Raw genomic sequence first — 15637 nt, forward strand, 5'->3', positions numbered from 1 at the left:
ACTTTACCAGCCAATCCATCAGCCGTTGCATTACCGCATACTGCGCGCATGCGAAAATTAACCTTGCAATGTTATCGGTTGGTACTGATCTGAAAATTCAAGTTGATTTGCTTTCTTGCGATATCCGCTATCTCACCAGAAAAAGATAACGTTAAAGTAGTAGCATCAATTTTAAAGAACGCGAACTTTACATTTGATGAACCGCCATTGACCGTTAAAGCACAATTTTTATTTTTAATCACCGGCTCATTCATATCCGCTTTTTATAATGGTTTGGATCATTTTAAAACGGCCGTTTGGTTTAATGTAATTTGGCAGGTGAGCAGGTATAACGATACCCATGCCCGTTTCTAAATGACTGGAAACGTCATCTATAACGATCTCGGCTTTGCCTTCGATAATTTGAGCAAAAGTATCAAACGGACTGGTCTTTTCTGTCGACCCCTGGCCGCTATCAAAAGACATAATACTGATATTGCCGGTGGACTTTTTAATAATGGTTTTGATGACCACCGCGTTAGGCACATATTCAATGATCTTTACAATAATATGTGCCTTGGCGGTTTCAAGTTCGGCGTGATCTGTTTGCTTATTTTCCATAGTTCAAATTCTTATTACCGCTGATAAAAGCATAAATTCATTTTCAAACCTGCCCTCCCCTGTTAATTATTGGGAATTCGATCTGCTATTTATTAGCATATAAAGATGCGCACCCGAAAGGTCTCATCTGTTACATAACTCTATTATTAAGTTACATTATTCACACACTAACTATAATCGCCAGTAACCCTGATTCTCGTTTATGAAATTAAAAAACAGTCATTTACCGTCCAACAAATCTCTGATGATCAAAGGGTCATTTATTGTAATTGGGAATTAAAACTATAAGCTTTTTTATTCCTTGTCCTTGCAACTAATCCCGTCTAAAGGACTAAAGCATCAACTTTGGAAGTTGAATAAACCTTTTTAGTCAGGAATCGTTCACTACAGCGCGTCTTCAAGGTAATCATGAGTTTTCAACAGTCAATCCTATTTAACAAGCCGATCCTATTTGAACATGAAACTTTACATCAAGAACATGGTATGCATCCGTTGCAAAATGATCGTTAAGCAGGAACTAAAAAGGCTTTCATGTCATTATGTAACGGTAGAATTAGGTCATGTCGAGATCATAGAGGATTTTTCAGCGGCTCAATTGAACCTCTTTAAAACAAACCTGCTTAAATATGGCCTGGAGTTGTTGGACGACAAAAAGAGTATTCTGATCGAGAAAATCAAGAAGGTGATCATTGAACTCGTCCACTATGCGGATAAACCAGCTAAAATTAATTTTTCTGACTATTTAAGCGAAAAGCTAAACCATGACTACACTTATATGGCTAACCTATTTTCTGATATAGTGGGAGTTAATATTGAGCATTACCTGATTATTCACAAAATTGAAAGGGTGAAGGAACTACTTGTTTACGATGAGCTTTCGCTTACTCAAATAGCTTACAAGTTACAGTACAGCAGTGTAGCTCATTTGTCTAACCAATTTAAAAAGATCACAGGCCTGACCCCCTCACATTTTAAAAAGTTCAAAGACAACCGGCAAAAAGGTCTGGTCAATCCTTAATATCGGTTTATAATTAGGCCGATCCATATCAAACCTGCTCAGGAAATGCCGCTAAACAGGGTTTAATAGCTAGTGCAAAACTTAGGTTAATTACCTATAGTAAACTTTATATTACCCCTTAGTTCAATCTCGTTACTCACTCCACTGGAGAGCAGAGCACCGCCTAAACCAAAATCAAGCCGGTTGATCTTTTCGGTAATGGTAAAACCGGCAGTGGGATTTTTAATGGCGGTTACCGCCTTGCAATTAGTTATAGCATTGACTATGATAGGCTTAGTAATACCATGGGTAGTGATATTACCCATGAGTTGATATGTTTTTTCGCCCAGCTTTTTGAAAGAAGTACTTTTAAAACTCAGCGTAGGGAATTTTTCCGCATCAAAATAACCCGCGCTTTTAAATTCATTATCACGGTACTCGACTTCCGTATTGATTGAATTTACTTCTGCTGAGAAAGTGATCACCGCATCGGTCAGATCTTTTCGATTGGCGTGAGCGTCGCGTCGATCGTTTTATAATTACCCTCTACATGGAAAATCCCGAAGTGCGTTGCACTGAAGACCACTCGAGCGTGATCCTTGTCAAGTAAGTAATTATGCTAACTAATAGCTGAAAAGCGCATAATAGGGTTATTCCTGATAATATGTATTTTTTTATCTGTTTATTTTACATGTACACTTATTTTCTCCGGCAACATGAACCTGTTGACGTAAACTTATGATTATATTATCTGTCTTCGAACCAACCGATTTTCTTATGATCACTAATCTTATACATAATGAGCTTATTGGTTGTACCGATATCGCTTTCTTCATCCGCAAAACCATGTTCACTGGTAACCGAATCAACGATGATGTAGGGCATGATCCTGTCCAATAACTGTTGCGATACTTTTTGCTTTTCGGCCATGTCTGTGATTTTTTCAAATCTTCTACAGGCTATGACAGTCTACCTATTCCTTACATCCTTGATATTTTCTACTTCGAAACATATTTCGGGATTTCCCTGATTTTGTGTATATCCATCCCTTTAGCAGAATGAAAGTAGATGTTTGTACCGTCTTAAATATAAATTACCGGAACGATGTAATCCACTCCGTCTGATTGACAGCCGATTCTACCTATCAATTCGTTTTTCAATAAACCTTCTGTTTTTACATCTTTGAGTTCTCTTAACATTTTCTTGGTTTTTATTTCAAGAATAACTTGAAGGCTTATCCTAATAGCTGTTTTAAATGGTTGATCAGTCCGTCATTCTCCCAATCGCCATAGTACTTTTTTCCATCGATATAGAATGTAGGGGTTGCGGTCACGCCGCTTTTCAACCCGCTTTCATAATCCGCTTCAATTATGGCCCGTAGTGCTCGGCTTTGCATATCCTGCTCGAACTGCCGTATATTTTCACGCATCACGCCTTCCGCCAGTTTGAACAGTTCTTTTTTTACATCGTAATACTCCGTTGTAAGCGTACTAATCAGGTCAGATAAAGTATTATTTTCTATCGCTAAATAAGAGATGTCTTCGGTAACTTCATTTTCAGCGATCAGACTTAAACGGTCCAGTTGCATACTACACTGCATATGGGCATCTTTCATGTCTAATTGCAGCTTTAAGAGTTTAATACCCACATCTTTTAATTTGGCAACATCATTCGGCTCAAATAAGCGTATAAAATAATCCTGCTCTAAGTGGCGCAGAAAATCTGTTTCAGTTTGAAAGAATTCAAGGTCGGACACCCAGCGTTTGGTGCTGATATAATATTGTTCTGCGCGGTCGGACATTTCAGTTACGTTTTCCATTTGATCTGTTTGATTTTGGTTATCGCCTGCTTGGCGGTACCTGGTATATTTATGGTGTAAATTTCAGGAAATACGATGGATGCACTGATGACAGCCGGCAGTGGAAAAAGTGATACGCAACACAATATGAGCTGATTGGACTTAAACCGCTTATAACTAAAAGATGGGAGACTACTCCTGTAGCCTCCCATCTGATAAAGGTTTGCTTATCCGTATACAGCTATCAACTAAAATGGGTCTGCATATTCACTAAACCTGATCAGCTTTTTATTGACAAATTCTTCTACGCCCAAAGAAGATAGCTCACGGCCGTAGCCGGAACGTTTAGTGCCGCCGAAAGGAAGATCTGGCTGTGTCCAGGTAGGGTGATTGATAAATACCATACCAGTATCGATCATCGCCGCTACATTTTCACCTCTTTTTTTATTGGCGGTAAATACAGTACCACCCAGGCCAAATGGCGAGTCATTAGCCAGCCTGATGGCATGTGCCTCATCTTTAACACGATAAAATGATGCTACCGGTCCGAACAATTCTTCATGATAAGCGGCCATACCCGGTTCAATATCCGTCAATATGGTAACTTCCATAAAAGCACCCGCGCGATCTATGCGTTTGCCGCCAAGGATCACCTTAGCCCCGGCATCAACTGAACGCTGGACTTGGTCTGCAAGCTGTACGGCAGCACCTTCACTACTTAAAGGGCCAAGTTCTGTTTTGCTGTCCATAGGGTCACCAACTTTCAATCCTGTTAGTTTTGCTTTGAATTTACTCAAAAACTCATCTGCGACTGCTTCTACGACGATGAACCTCTTTGCCGCGACGCAGCACTGGCCGGTATTATTCATTCGGCCGATGACTGCCCAGGCCACGGCCTGATCGATATCTGCGTCTTCCAAAACGATGAAGGCATCACTGCCCCCTAATTCCAGAACGGATTTCTTTAATGCCTTGCCGGCGGCGGCGGCCAGGCTCGCACCTGCCAGTTCGCTACCGGTAAGAGAAACGCCTTTGATACGTTCATCGGCGATATAACCAGAAACATGCGCGCCGGAGATAAAAAGGTTCGTGTATAACCCTTTTGGCGCACCTGCTTCTAAAAATATGTCTTCAATCGCTTGTGCGCATTGGGGTACGTTGGAAGCATGTTTAACCAAAACGACGTTGCCAATCATAATATTGGGCGCGGCAAAACGGGCAACCTGATAGAACGGAAAATTCCATGGCTCTACACCAAGCAGTACACCAATAGGGCTTTTTTTGATATATGCCTCGCCAAATTCGGGCTTTAAATGCTCGTCAGCCAAAAACTGCTCACCATTGGTCGCGTAATAGTCGATAATATCTGCGCTTAACGCGATCTCACCCTGGCTCTGCGCGAATAATTTACCCATTTCCAAAGTGATCAGCTTTGAAAGCTGGTCAGATCTTTCACGCATGATCTGAGCGACACGGTGCAGTACCTCCGCTTTGCGGGAAAAGGGCATGGTCCGCCAGGTCTTAAAAGTATCTTCGGCCTGAGATATGGCGGCATTGACAGTTTCCGGCCTCATCTCTTGAAAGGTTTTGACAACTTTGTTGTCAAAGGGATTAATGGTTGCTATAGACATGATTAGTTTTTATATAATTGGACCGCTAATATTAGGGTCACGATTTCTGTTTGCAAAATTGCCTATTACAGTTCGCAGGGACGATGACAACGGTCACACCGTAAACTGATCTTCATCAGCTTTCTGGTTTTGTTCTGTAAGCAGATATTTATTCAGGATCACAACGAAATCGCTCACCGCGTCTTTTATTTTTTCTAAATGGCCGCATATTTTCTCTTTATTCATACGCTGGTAATAATGCTCGATTAGAGAGGCAGAGAGCTGGATATTAGTTAACGGAGAACGCAGTTCATGCGACACTTTGGCCAGGAAACTGGTTTTCGATTGGTTAATATCGATCTGTTTTTGCAGCATTCCATGTAGTAGCGCGTTTTCCATTTCCAACTGATCGATGCGCTTAAGTGATAAGTTATGTTTTTTCTCTATCGAAATTCGCGGTTCCATGATGAGCAGATTTGATTTTTTGTTCATAATCACTTGCCGGTTCGGGCCAGGCTGTCCTTTTTTGCTGTTTAGCTAGGTTTTTAAAATAATCTTTAAAAAAGAAATTAGGTTTTTAGGCCTCCATATTCTGATTCCCGCTACACAATTCACCTGATGCTCAAATTATTATAGTATCAAGTGTTGTCGACTCTATGACTACCAAAGCAGATCCTAAATAACCTTAGGGCGATTAATAATGATCTGTTGCAAAAGCTGTAGGGAAATACGACCGGATTTTTCAGTAATTGCACATCCTTAAATAAGAGTAATCAGACCGTACAATTCCTTGCGGTCTCGTTAAGAAATTCGCGCGTATCTGTCAGTAAAGCCACAATTTATATTTTTACTTAGTTTGCTTTGATCATTTCTATTTCAATGATCTTTTTCCGTTCGTGGTATTCTTCTTCACCGATCTCGCCAGCGGCATAACGCTTAAGTAAAACATCCAACAGGCCTTCTTTTTTATTGCGCTGACCCGGAATATTATAAGGAAGTATGAAGATCCAGACCAGCATAATAAACCAGGCTGACCACCAGAGCGGGTCCATGCCCCAGAAACTATAGTTATATAATATCTTGCTTGATTTTAAAATTGGGTAAATGATATCCGAAATCAAGCTTTATAATAGCGCGATCTCCCGGTAACTTTGCGCCAGCAGGGAATCGATCTCTGCCTTGATCAGCACGGAAAGCTGGTCGGTGCGATTAGGTAACTCCTCAGCAACCTTGGCCAGTGAAGCTACTTTTTGATAGAAGCTTTTATTTTCCCACGTTTCCAATCTCTCTTCAGCCAGCGCTAATTCCGCATCAACTAATACTGCCGGGATCTCCTGGCAGCCTTTAATCTCGAATACATTGTGATATAATGGTGTTTGCAGCAACATGCCTGAGTTTAATTAAAAGGTGAGTGATGAATAATTAAAGCGGGAGGCTTTCCTCCCGCTTTAGGTTTTAGTTTTCGTAATAGTCGATATACAACTCGTTATCAACTTCGCAAACACCGGGAGCGTTCCAGGCAATACGGTCCGCTTCGTCTTTCTGATAAAGCGAATGTACCGAGCCTGTTAAAGTAACGCGGCTGCCATTGACCTTAACCTCTATACCCTGATCACTAACAGACCAGTTACGCGCAAGCGCTTCTTCGATCTCTTTCGTTTCGATCTCATCATGGCTTTCGGCCTGGATTTTGATATCATTGGTAACGCCGATCACACCCATTAATGGTTTAACCGCATTTTTAGCCGCATCTTTTTGGAAATTCCAATTCAAGGCACCTTCCAATTTCACCCAGCCGTTTTCAACCAGAACCTTAACTTTGCCTTCCGGTATCCAGTTAGCTTCCAAAGCAACAATCACTTCGTTGGCAATTTCCGTATCGCTTTTTTTGAAGTCACTTGGGAATTTAATAAGAATGTCCTCAGCTACTGCTTTAACACCGGCAACGCTTTTAGCCGCGGCTTCGGCTTCCCTTTTCTTAAGGTAGCTGTCAACAGTTCCGGTTAAAGTAATCACACCATCTTTAGCGGTTACGCCGATTTCGGCTGCGTTCAATAGCGGCTCCCATTTGATCGCGTTTTCAACGTCTTGTTGTAATTCTTCATTTGTTCTCATTTTCGATCTCTCAGGAGTTTTAATTTAATTGGCTTCCTGATAGATCAAAGGTGCGGACAATCAGTTGCCGGGGGAATGACGTTCGTCACTTTGTAATATGTTTGAGGACAGTTACATTTTACAGACCAGGCGATTCCGACAGATTCGTCTGCCATATTTTAACTGTTTACAGTTGATTTTAATTTTTCTATTTCTTCGTTAAGGCATTTGATCTCTGCTTTCTCTTTCATGATATCCTGACGGATCAGCCCGAAAAGGCTCATATAAGCGTTTGCTACATAAACCAGCGCAAAACCGGCGATCAGGTAGCCGCGCCAGTCGGCCATCAGCAAATGATAGCCGGTCAATAAAATGAAAATGATCGTTACGTAATGACTGAAGCAGTATTCACAGGTAAACAGGTAGAAGAATTTACGCACGATCAATGTTTTTCCTTCGTTGCTTCGTCGTACGCAGTACTCACGGGGTTCGCGGAAAACTTCTTCATGCGTTACCGTCCAGGCAACGCAGGCGATCGGTATAGCGAGTAATAAAAGCCATACGATCTGGGTGGTCAGGGTCATCATCAATCCCGGAAATCAATAGCCAGTTCATTATCTACCGTTGTTACGCCCGGGGCTTTCCAGGCGATCCTACTGGCCTCGTCCTGCTGGTAAAGGGAGTTGACCACACCATTGAGCGTGACCTTATTACCGGTTACATACACCTGGATATCCTGATCTTCCATAGCCGCGCTACGGCGCAGCGCGCGCTGGATAGCTTCCTGCTCCAGTTCATCCTCGTTCTCCGGTTGTATCCGAATATCATTGGTAAATACTTTGACGCCGGGCAAATGCCTCACGACATCCCTGGCCGCATCTTTTTGATAATTCCAGGGTAGGTTGCCTTCCAACGTAACCCAGCCGTTCTCTACTTTTACTTTTATCCGGTCCTGCGGGATCTGCCCGTTGTTCTTCAAGGCGTTGATGGCTTCAACGGCAATTTCACCGTCGGTCTTATTGCCGGCATTTTGAAAGATAATCTCGATCTCTTCCACCACAGCTTTCACACCGGTCACCCCTTTTGCTGTTTCTTCTGCTTTTGATTTTTTGAGATAGCCGTCAACGTTTCCGGTCAGTGTGATCACCCCGTCAAAAGCGGTTGCGCCGATTTTTGTATGTTTAAGTAAAGGCTCCCATTGAATGGCATCCTGAACATCTTTTGCTAATTCCTGGTTGGTTTTCATGTGTTTTTGATTTTTATATTAATGACAGACGGTTTGAAAAATAAGCTTTCACGAATGCGTGTTGCTGGTTAATGGTCATCTTATCTGCCGGCTCGGTTGCTATTTGAATGCTTGCAAATCGGTGATCCTTTCTTAAGTAGTTAAGCAATTCTGTTTTGGCTTCGGTAGGACCGAAAAAAATAACGTGGTCGTAGTCACGGATGATCTCTCCCAATTCTTTATAGTATGCAATCGTTTCGTGCTGTTCTTTCTGGTGCATCGTGCCTTCGCCTTTATGCATCACCGCTTCTTTCACTTCATGGTTGAAATGATTCTCGATCGTTTGGGTGCCAATAGGATCAGCGGTAAACTCCATCAGGTGGGCATTTTGATGGTCCATCCAAATACCCAGGTTTCTCTCTGTTTTCATAATTTTTTTGTTAATGTGGTTTTTAATACGCTCCGGTGCCAGACAAGATGATTTCCGCCAGGCGCGCATCGAGCTGATAGATATCTTTTCGGAAGTTCAGCCGGTTATCCCGATCGGTAAATGCGGTGAAGTACGCGATGAAAACCGGCACTTTGTGTGTCAGGTTGATATAGCGTTCTTTACCGCCGTGCATCGCGCCGTCAATCTTTTCGCTGTTCCAGCCCCCATTGCTTTTCAGCAGGAAATCCGCCAGCTTGGCCGGTTCACTTACCCGGATACATCCATGACTAAATCCCCGGCTCGTTTCACCGAAGAGCGATTTGGAGGGTGTATCATGCAGGTAAATACTATAACTGTTAGGGAAAAGAAATTTAACCAGTCCCAGTGAGTTTTCAGGTCCGGGCTTTTGCCGGATCACCGGCAGGCCATCTTGTTGCCCTATGATCTCCATGCGATGCTCGGCAATATATTGCGGGTTTCTTTTGATGCCCGGGAGCACCTCGTTCCGGATGATACCTTGCGGTAAATTCCAGTAAGGGCTAAAAACAACCTGTTTCACTTCCCCGTAAAAAACGGTAGTCGGATGTACGGTCTGGCCTACCACCACCTTACAACTCCATAACAGGCTATCCGCATGGTAAACATGCAATTGATATTCAGGTATATTGACCGCCAGGTAATCGCCCTTTAGTTTTACCGGCAACCAGCGGCTGCGCTCCATATTTACCAGGATCTGTTTGATCCGGGAAGCTAAGGGTACATTTAATCCGGCCAGCGTGGCCTTATCCGGCCGGCCGGTAACACGGTAGCCGTGCCGCTCCTGGAAGACCTTAAATGCCGTTACTAATTCCTCGGTATACACGGTACTCAACGTGTCGCCGTGGTAATCTTCCAACTTAAATAAGCGGGCTTTCAATTGCCGGATGACTTCAGATGAATCACCTGTCTTTAGGTTTTTAGGTGTTAGTTTGATGGAGAGCCACTGATCCTTTTGATCCAATGTTCGGTATTTTCGTAAAAACCCGCGCAATAATTCATATTGGCGATAAACCGGTTCGCTGGCAGTGCGCTGATCTGGCTGTTCGTTCAGCAAACTATCCAAATATTGCGGGTAAGCGATTTTTTTTCTCGGCAAAAACCAGCCGGATGACTTACTGGCAGCCGTACTCATTCCGCGCCAGACAAGTTTTTCAAACACGAAATATTGGGTGGTCAACATTAATTCGGTCACCACATCCTGCTGACCTTCTTTTGCGTTGCCAGCCTGGTTATGAAGCAAAGAGTCCAGCGCCTGCTGGTAAGGCACCGCTTTGTAAATGCCATCATTCTCTAAGTTCATAACCCGGTTAGTCAGGTTGCTGGCTTGTTCAATGAGCCTGCCGTCATCAAACCAGGCATAGGCATAATTCCTCTGCCTGTAAAACGACCGGAGTTCCGGCTCATAAGTTTTTACAGCCGGGTAACGTTTAAAGAAAGAAGCGATCCGGGTACTGTCAAATACGGTTTTAGATTGCCCGCTGAAATTGCCCGGGATCGTTTTATCCCAGTCATTTTTCAGGCTGTCGGTCTTTGTCGCTTTTTTAACCTCCTGGCCGCAGCCGCTGAATGATGTGCTGCATATTAAAGCCAGGGTCAGCCATATTTGCCTGTTCAAATGGGATTTTAAATTTGTCATCTTGATTATCTGAACATGGTTTCCGTGGCTTCGAATAGTATGCCCGGATGATGATCGCCATGGTACATCTCCGTAGGTTTCTTTTCCAGCTTTAATAATTCATAAACGGCAATCTGCGCTGTCCTTACAGAATATTCAACCGTGAACACCACGTCCTCAGGTACTTCTGAGAACTGTCCGATAAATGCGAGGTTTTTGGCACCCTTTGGTACAACCTGCGGCCGGTCACCTTCAGCACGGGTCAGGAACTGGCTGGTAATATAGGGCAGCATGCAGGGAATACAATTGGCGTTTTCCAATAATTGATCCAACACAGCATCAAATCGCAGGTGATGCACCAGTTCCGTCAGGATATCTTCACCGGTACAATCGGCCATTCGCTTTTTAACAAAATTGCCTTCCCGGTCGGGGAACAGGCCATAGCCCCAAAAAACGGTCACATCATCCGGCTGCCCGATAAAGTGCGGCTGATATGCCAGTACGATAGACATCAGCCAGTTGGAATCTTTTAAAGTTACCAGGCCGCCCGTTCCGGCAGCATTGCCCGAAAATTCTTCCATCAGTTCAAAGAGAGATGCCCTTTACTGGTCACCGTAAAAGATTCCCATTTGGACTCGTCCACCCGGTTATCAAAAACGAAAGGCCTACCGAATTCCGGACTTTGTTTGGCAATAGCTTCCCATAACAACCAGCTGCCGTCGCGTTTATCGGTAATGAGTTCGGGTGCTTTGTGCATCGCGCCCAGGGAAGAATCAGCGGTCATAGAACCGATGGTCACCAGCAGCAGGTCCTCGATATTTAAGTCCAGTTCCTGCGTCTGGTCATTTTTGAGCATGTGCATCCGTGCCGCGACCTTTTGTTCGCCGATGGTTTTGAAATCGATTTTGGTTACTCTGGTGTCCATTTCAAAATGGACACCCTGCGCTTTCAGCCATTTGATCAGCGGCATTGCCAGGGAGTCGAATTGATTATAAGGGGTACGGTCAACGCCTTCCAGCGTATTGATCCGCTCGAATTCGTGTAAAAAGCGGTGCAGGTAGCGTTTAAATTCTACCGCGCTGTGCCAGGGTTGGAAAGCGAACATGGTGTCCCACATGTACCAGAAATTGGTTTCAAAGAATTCCGGTGCGAACCATTCATTAACCCGTTTAATCCCCAAATGGCTTTCGCTTACTGCCATCATTTTAATCAGGTCAAGCCGGTCACGGTTACTGAAACCCATGAAAGAAACATCTAAGATTTTACCATCTTCCACCACACGGGCGTGGGAATGCGTTTTTATTTTCTCGTTAAAAGCTTTGATCTCCTCTAGTACCGTAATGTCCAGGTTGGTCAATGAAGGAATAAAAGAAAGCAGGTCATTAGTACACAGGTAGCTGAAATTTAGCATCCGGCCGCCACGCATCACGTAACCTTCTTTCGCCGATCCGGCACTGTCCAGGCTACCACCCGCAACAGGTAATTCTTCGTAGATAGTGATCTGGTCACCGGCGATATGGCCGTCCCGGATAAAGTAGGCGGCGCTGGCTAAAGAGGCAATACCCGCCCCCACTAAATGGATCTGACGGTGCGGATTGGTTGGAACCGAGTTTTTCATAGGACAGCTTTTAGTTGGTGAGCAAACCTACGCCGGGATAGCCCCTGAATAAATGATGTCCGTCAGTAAATTGGGTGCGGTTGATTATATAAGCAGCGTTGGAGTTGCTTAAAACTTTTGAGGTAGTTCATAATCAATTCGCAGGACGTTGAATTTGGCATAACTGAAATCTCCTTTGGCTAGCCGCCAGACCGCTTCAATTTTGGTGGGCACCATGATTTCATTGATCTTTTGATAAGCCCCCAATTTTCCGATCCAGGTTTCCAGCTTCTCGTCACCCATATAACGGGTCGTTTCAAACTGAATGATTTCGCCGTTCCGGAAGCTTACTTTATAGGACAACGACATTCCTTTATAGGTAAAGAGCAGTTTCGCTGTTTGGGTATCTACGGGCTGCCATTGCAAATGCTCACTGGGCAACAGGTTAGTTGGGAACCAGACACTTTCGGCAAGCCACCTTAAGAGTTCACCCTGATTGAATTTTTTGCCTTTCGCGTTTACAATATTATAAAGTGAAAAGAGTGATACCACCAGCCGCCCTTTATCGGAGATGTACATATCACGGGCTGTGAATAGTCTGGTAGTTCCTTTCCAGATAAAACCAGGTTTTTTGACGGTAAAGTATTGTTCGCCTTTAATATCAACCCATTTTTTATTCAAACCCGTTTTGAACTGCCCGTTGTGTTTCAACCGAACATAGTTTATATAAGGTTCACCCTCTTTGAGCACATGTCGAAAATAAGCTTGTACAGGTTCGGGCAGATCAACCAGTTGTCCGTAACTGAAAGCCTGGTTGGATAGACCATCCGGCAGGGCGAACAGTTCGGTGACCTCCTGCTCAAACTCTTTGGCGGAACAGATTCGTTTAATAAAAATGATTAGCAGACAAAAACCTGCAACTGCCAGCGCATACCACATCAGGCGTATCGTTTAGCTTCGTTTAAGTAATAATGCCTTACTGTATTCATAATTCATCCGGGCAATATGCAGCACGGAAATCTCCTGCGGGCACTCCACTTCGCAGGCCTCGGTATTGGTACAATGCCCGAATCCCTCGGCATCCATCTGGTCTACCATCGCAAGCACCCTTTCTGTCCTTTCAATATTTCCCTGTGGTAATAAGGCAAACTGGGTGATCTTGGCAGAAGTGAACAGGTCGGCGCTTGAGTTTTTGCAGGTAGCGACACAGGCACCGCAGCCGATGCAGGAACCGGCATCAAAAGCAGCTTCCGCTACCGGGTGCGAGATCAATAAGCCGTTCGCTTCGGGTGCTTCGCCGGTCGAAGCAGATATAAATCCACCCGACTGGATGATCTTGTCAAGTGAATGACGGTCAATCTTCAGGTCCCGCACCACCGGGAAAGCGGCCGCGCGGAACGGTTCAATATGGATAGTTTCACCATCTTTAAAACTGCGCATATGCAGCTGGCAGGTGGTGGTATGCGCCAGCGGGCCGTGTGCCCGGCCATTAATCATAACGCCGCACTGCCCGCAGATACCTTCCCGGCAATCATGATCGAATTCGATCACGCGTTCACTTTTTTGGATCAGCGATTCATTTAACAGGTCTATCATTTCCAGGAAGGACATATCAGATGACACCTCGTCTAACTGATACGCAACCATTTCGCCCGCTGTAGCCGGGCTGTCCTGCCGCCAGATTTTCAGATATATTTTCATTTGATGTTGCTTTGTGATTATTTATAACTTCTTACCGTTAGGGATACATTCTCAAACACAAGCGGCTCTTTATGTAATTCGTGGGGCTCCTGCTCGCCCTTCCATTCCCAGGCAGACACGTAGCAATAGTCTTTATCGTTACGTAAAGCTTCGCCGTCAGGGGTTTGATACTCTTCGCGGAAATGCGCGCCGCAGGACTCTTTCCTGCTTAAAGCATCTTCGCACATCAGCAGGCCCAGGTCAAGATAGTCGGCCACACGACCGGCCTTCTCCAGTTCGCTGTTTACTCTTTCATCCCCGGTGATCTTCAGTTCCTGGTAAAACTGCGTTCTTAATGCGGTGATCTCAGCTATTGCTTTGGTTAAACTTTCCTTGCTTCGCGCTAGCCCACAGCCGTTATAAAGGACCTGACCTAAGGTTTTATGAAAGTGATCGGCCGAAAGGTGACCGTTAATATTTAAAAAGTGGCGTAGCTGTTCTCTAACAGTTTTTTCTGCATCAGCAAACGCAGGATGATCGATAGTTATCTTTTCCGCTTTTAGCTCCCCCGCTAAATAATTCGGGATACTATATGGCGCGATAAAGTAACCGTCAACAGATGCCTGCAATAAAGAATTTGCGCCTAAGCGGTTAGCGCCGTGATCCGCGAAATTCGCTTCACCTAAAGCAAACAGGCCCGGTATGGTCGTCATTAGCTCATAGTCCACCCAAAGGCCGCCCATAGTAAAATGTGCTGCCGGTGAGATCAGCATGGGTTGCTCGTAGGCATTGACAGCGTTAATCTTGTCATACATCTTAAAAAGGTTGCTGTACTTTTCTTTGATCTTTTCCTTTCCCTGCTCTTTAATGGCTTTGGAAAAATCAAGGAAAACCGCATTCTTCATCACGCCTACGCCACAGCCCGCGTCAATGCGTTCTTTGGCAGCGCGGGAGGCGATATCCCTGGGTGCTAGATTTCCGAAGGTGGGGTAACGGCGTTCCAAATAATAATCGCGTTCAGCTTCCGGTATATCGTTTGCCTTACGGTCATCATGTGGTTTTAGGGGCACCCAGATCCGGCCGTCATTACGCAGTGATTCGGACATCAACGTCAACTTGGACTGATGCTCACCTGATTGCGGCAAACAGGTGGGGTGAAACTGGATCCAGCTTACGCCCGACATGTATGCGCCTTTTTTGTGCGCCCGCCAGATAGCGGATGAATTGCAGCCCATGGCCAGCGTAGAAAGGTAATAGACCTTGCCATAACCGCCGGTACCTAATACCACCGCGTTGGCTGCATGGCGTTCGATCTCACCGGTCACCAAATCGCGTGTGATAATGCCTTTGGCCTTACCGTCGATAACGACCAGCTCCAGCATCTCATGACGGGTAAAGGCTTTTACTTTACCGGCACCGACCTGACGCATCAGCGCCTGGTAAGCACCTAGCAATAGTTGTTGGCCGGTTTGCCCGCGGGCATAAAAGGTACGCGAAACCTGCACACCACCGAACGAACGGTTATTTAGGTAACCGCCATATTCACGGGCAAAGGGTACGCCCTGCGCCACAGCCTGGTCAATCAGGTTGGCCGAGCATTCCGCCAGCCGGTAAACGTTTGCTTCACGCGAACGAAAATCCCCGCCCTTGATCGTATCCGAGAACATACGGAATACGCTGTCCCCATCATTCTTATAATTTTTGGCGGCGTTCACGCCGCCTTGTGCAGCAACACTATGTGCCCTGCGGGGCGAATCCTGGAAACAAAAGGATTTAACATTGTAGCCCAGCTCCGCCAAAGAGGCAGCACAGGAAGCACCGGCCAGGCCGGTACCAACAACTATCACATCCAGTTTTTTACGGTTCCCCGGATTGACCAGTTTAACGTGTTCTTTATAGTTATCCCATTTGTCAGCCAAAGGGCCATCGGGTATTTTTGAATCTAACATGAG

At 44.9% G+C, this 15637-nt stretch carries 18 protein-coding genes and 1 pseudogene; 1 reads left to right on the forward strand and 18 read right to left on the reverse strand.

The window, feature by feature from the left end; all coding sequences use genetic code 11:
- Nucleotides 1–71: 71 nt before the first annotated feature.
- Together A0256_00595 and A0256_00600 are read right to left on the reverse strand one after the other, a co-directional pair.
- Complete coding sequence (locus A0256_00595; protein ID AMR30017.1) at nucleotides 72–254, reverse strand: hypothetical protein; 183 nt, start codon at nucleotides 252–254, stop codon at nucleotides 72–74.
- Nucleotides 247–600, reverse strand: coding sequence for a cupin (locus A0256_00600; protein ID AMR30018.1), 354 nt, complete (start codon nucleotides 598–600; stop codon nucleotides 247–249). Before A0256_00600 ends, A0256_00595 begins: the two co-directional genes overlap by 8 nt.
- Before the next feature lie 457 nt (nucleotides 601–1057).
- Between A0256_00600 and A0256_00605 the strand changes: the two genes are divergently transcribed.
- Entirely contained in the window at nucleotides 1058–1618 is a 561-nt protein-coding gene (locus A0256_00605; GenBank protein ID AMR30019.1) for an AraC family transcriptional regulator, read from the forward strand.
- 86 nt (nucleotides 1619–1704) lie between these two features.
- On the opposite strand, the gene A0256_00610 is transcribed toward A0256_00605, so the two are convergent.
- The 16 genes and pseudogenes from A0256_00610 to sdhA all read right to left on the reverse strand — a co-directional run bounded on the left by A0256_00610 (nucleotide 1705) and on the right by sdhA (nucleotide 15634).
- A complete protein-coding gene (locus tag A0256_00610; protein ID AMR30020.1) occupies nucleotides 1705–2082 on the reverse strand; it encodes a hypothetical protein in 378 nt (125 codons plus the stop codon).
- A 262-nt stretch (nucleotides 2083–2344) separates the two neighbouring features.
- Complete coding sequence (locus tag A0256_00615) at nucleotides 2345–2527, reverse strand: hypothetical protein (GenBank protein ID AMR30021.1); 183 nt, start codon at nucleotides 2525–2527, stop codon at nucleotides 2345–2347.
- A gap of 304 nt (nucleotides 2528–2831) precedes the next feature.
- Nucleotides 2832–3416 (reverse strand): hypothetical protein, encoded by a 585-nt coding sequence (locus A0256_00620; protein ID AMR30022.1) that lies wholly within the window; start codon nucleotides 3414–3416, stop codon nucleotides 2832–2834.
- Between the two features lie 227 nt (nucleotides 3417–3643).
- A complete protein-coding gene (locus A0256_00625) occupies nucleotides 3644–5026 on the reverse strand; it encodes a succinate-semialdehyde dehydrogenase (protein ID AMR30023.1) in 1383 nt (460 codons plus the stop codon).
- 93 nt (nucleotides 5027–5119) lie between these two features.
- Nucleotides 5120–5470 (reverse strand): hypothetical protein, encoded by a 351-nt coding sequence (locus tag A0256_00630; protein AMR30024.1) that lies wholly within the window; start codon nucleotides 5468–5470, stop codon nucleotides 5120–5122.
- Between the two features lie 386 nt (nucleotides 5471–5856).
- Nucleotides 5857–6057 (reverse strand): hypothetical protein, encoded by a 201-nt coding sequence (locus A0256_00635; protein AMR34384.1) that lies wholly within the window; start codon nucleotides 6055–6057, stop codon nucleotides 5857–5859.
- 72 nt (nucleotides 6058–6129) lie between these two features.
- On the reverse strand, nucleotides 6130–6393 hold the full coding sequence (locus A0256_00640; GenBank protein ID AMR30025.1) for a hypothetical protein: 264 nt from the start codon (nucleotides 6391–6393) through the stop codon (nucleotides 6130–6132).
- 67 nt (nucleotides 6394–6460) lie between these two features.
- The gene (locus tag A0256_00645; GenBank protein ID AMR30026.1) at nucleotides 6461–7120 is read right to left on the reverse strand and encodes an ornithine aminotransferase; all 660 of its coding nucleotides are present in this window, start codon (nucleotides 7118–7120) and stop codon (nucleotides 6461–6463) included.
- A gap of 158 nt (nucleotides 7121–7278) precedes the next feature.
- Nucleotides 7279–7683, reverse strand: a complete 405-nt coding sequence (locus A0256_00650) for a hypothetical protein (GenBank protein ID AMR30027.1) — start codon at nucleotides 7681–7683, stop codon at nucleotides 7279–7281.
- 2 nt (nucleotides 7684–7685) lie between these two features.
- Nucleotides 7686–8345: an ornithine aminotransferase gene (locus A0256_00655; GenBank protein ID AMR30028.1), complete on the reverse strand. Its 660-nt coding sequence runs from the start codon at nucleotides 8343–8345 to the stop codon at nucleotides 7686–7688.
- A 13-nt stretch (nucleotides 8346–8358) separates the two neighbouring features.
- Nucleotides 8359–8754 carry a hypothetical protein gene (locus A0256_00660; protein AMR30029.1) on the reverse strand — a complete coding sequence of 132 codons (396 nt, stop codon included), beginning with the start codon at nucleotides 8752–8754 and terminating at the stop codon, nucleotides 8359–8361.
- Nucleotides 8755–8776: 22 nt separating this feature from the next.
- Entirely contained in the window at nucleotides 8777–10429 is a 1653-nt protein-coding gene (locus tag A0256_00665) for a hypothetical protein (protein AMR30030.1), read from the reverse strand.
- A 5-nt stretch (nucleotides 10430–10434) separates the two neighbouring features.
- Nucleotides 10435–12026, reverse strand: a pseudogene (locus tag A0256_00670) (oleate hydratase).
- Nucleotides 12027–12134: 108 nt separating this feature from the next.
- A complete protein-coding gene (locus tag A0256_00675; protein ID AMR30031.1) occupies nucleotides 12135–12944 on the reverse strand; it encodes a hypothetical protein in 810 nt (269 codons plus the stop codon).
- Nucleotides 12945–12956: 12 nt separating this feature from the next.
- The gene (locus tag A0256_00680; protein AMR30032.1) at nucleotides 12957–13706 is read right to left on the reverse strand and encodes a fumarate reductase; all 750 of its coding nucleotides are present in this window, start codon (nucleotides 13704–13706) and stop codon (nucleotides 12957–12959) included.
- 17 nt (nucleotides 13707–13723) lie between these two features.
- Entirely contained in the window at nucleotides 13724–15634 is a 1911-nt protein-coding gene (gene sdhA / locus A0256_00685; GenBank protein ID AMR30033.1) for a succinate dehydrogenase, read from the reverse strand.
- Between the last annotated feature and the right edge of the window lie 3 nt (nucleotides 15635–15637).

Origin of the sequence: Mucilaginibacter sp. PAMC 26640 (genome assembly GCA_001596135.1) — a bacterium.
In the GTDB taxonomy this organism is placed as follows: domain Bacteria; phylum Bacteroidota; class Bacteroidia; order Sphingobacteriales; family Sphingobacteriaceae; genus Mucilaginibacter.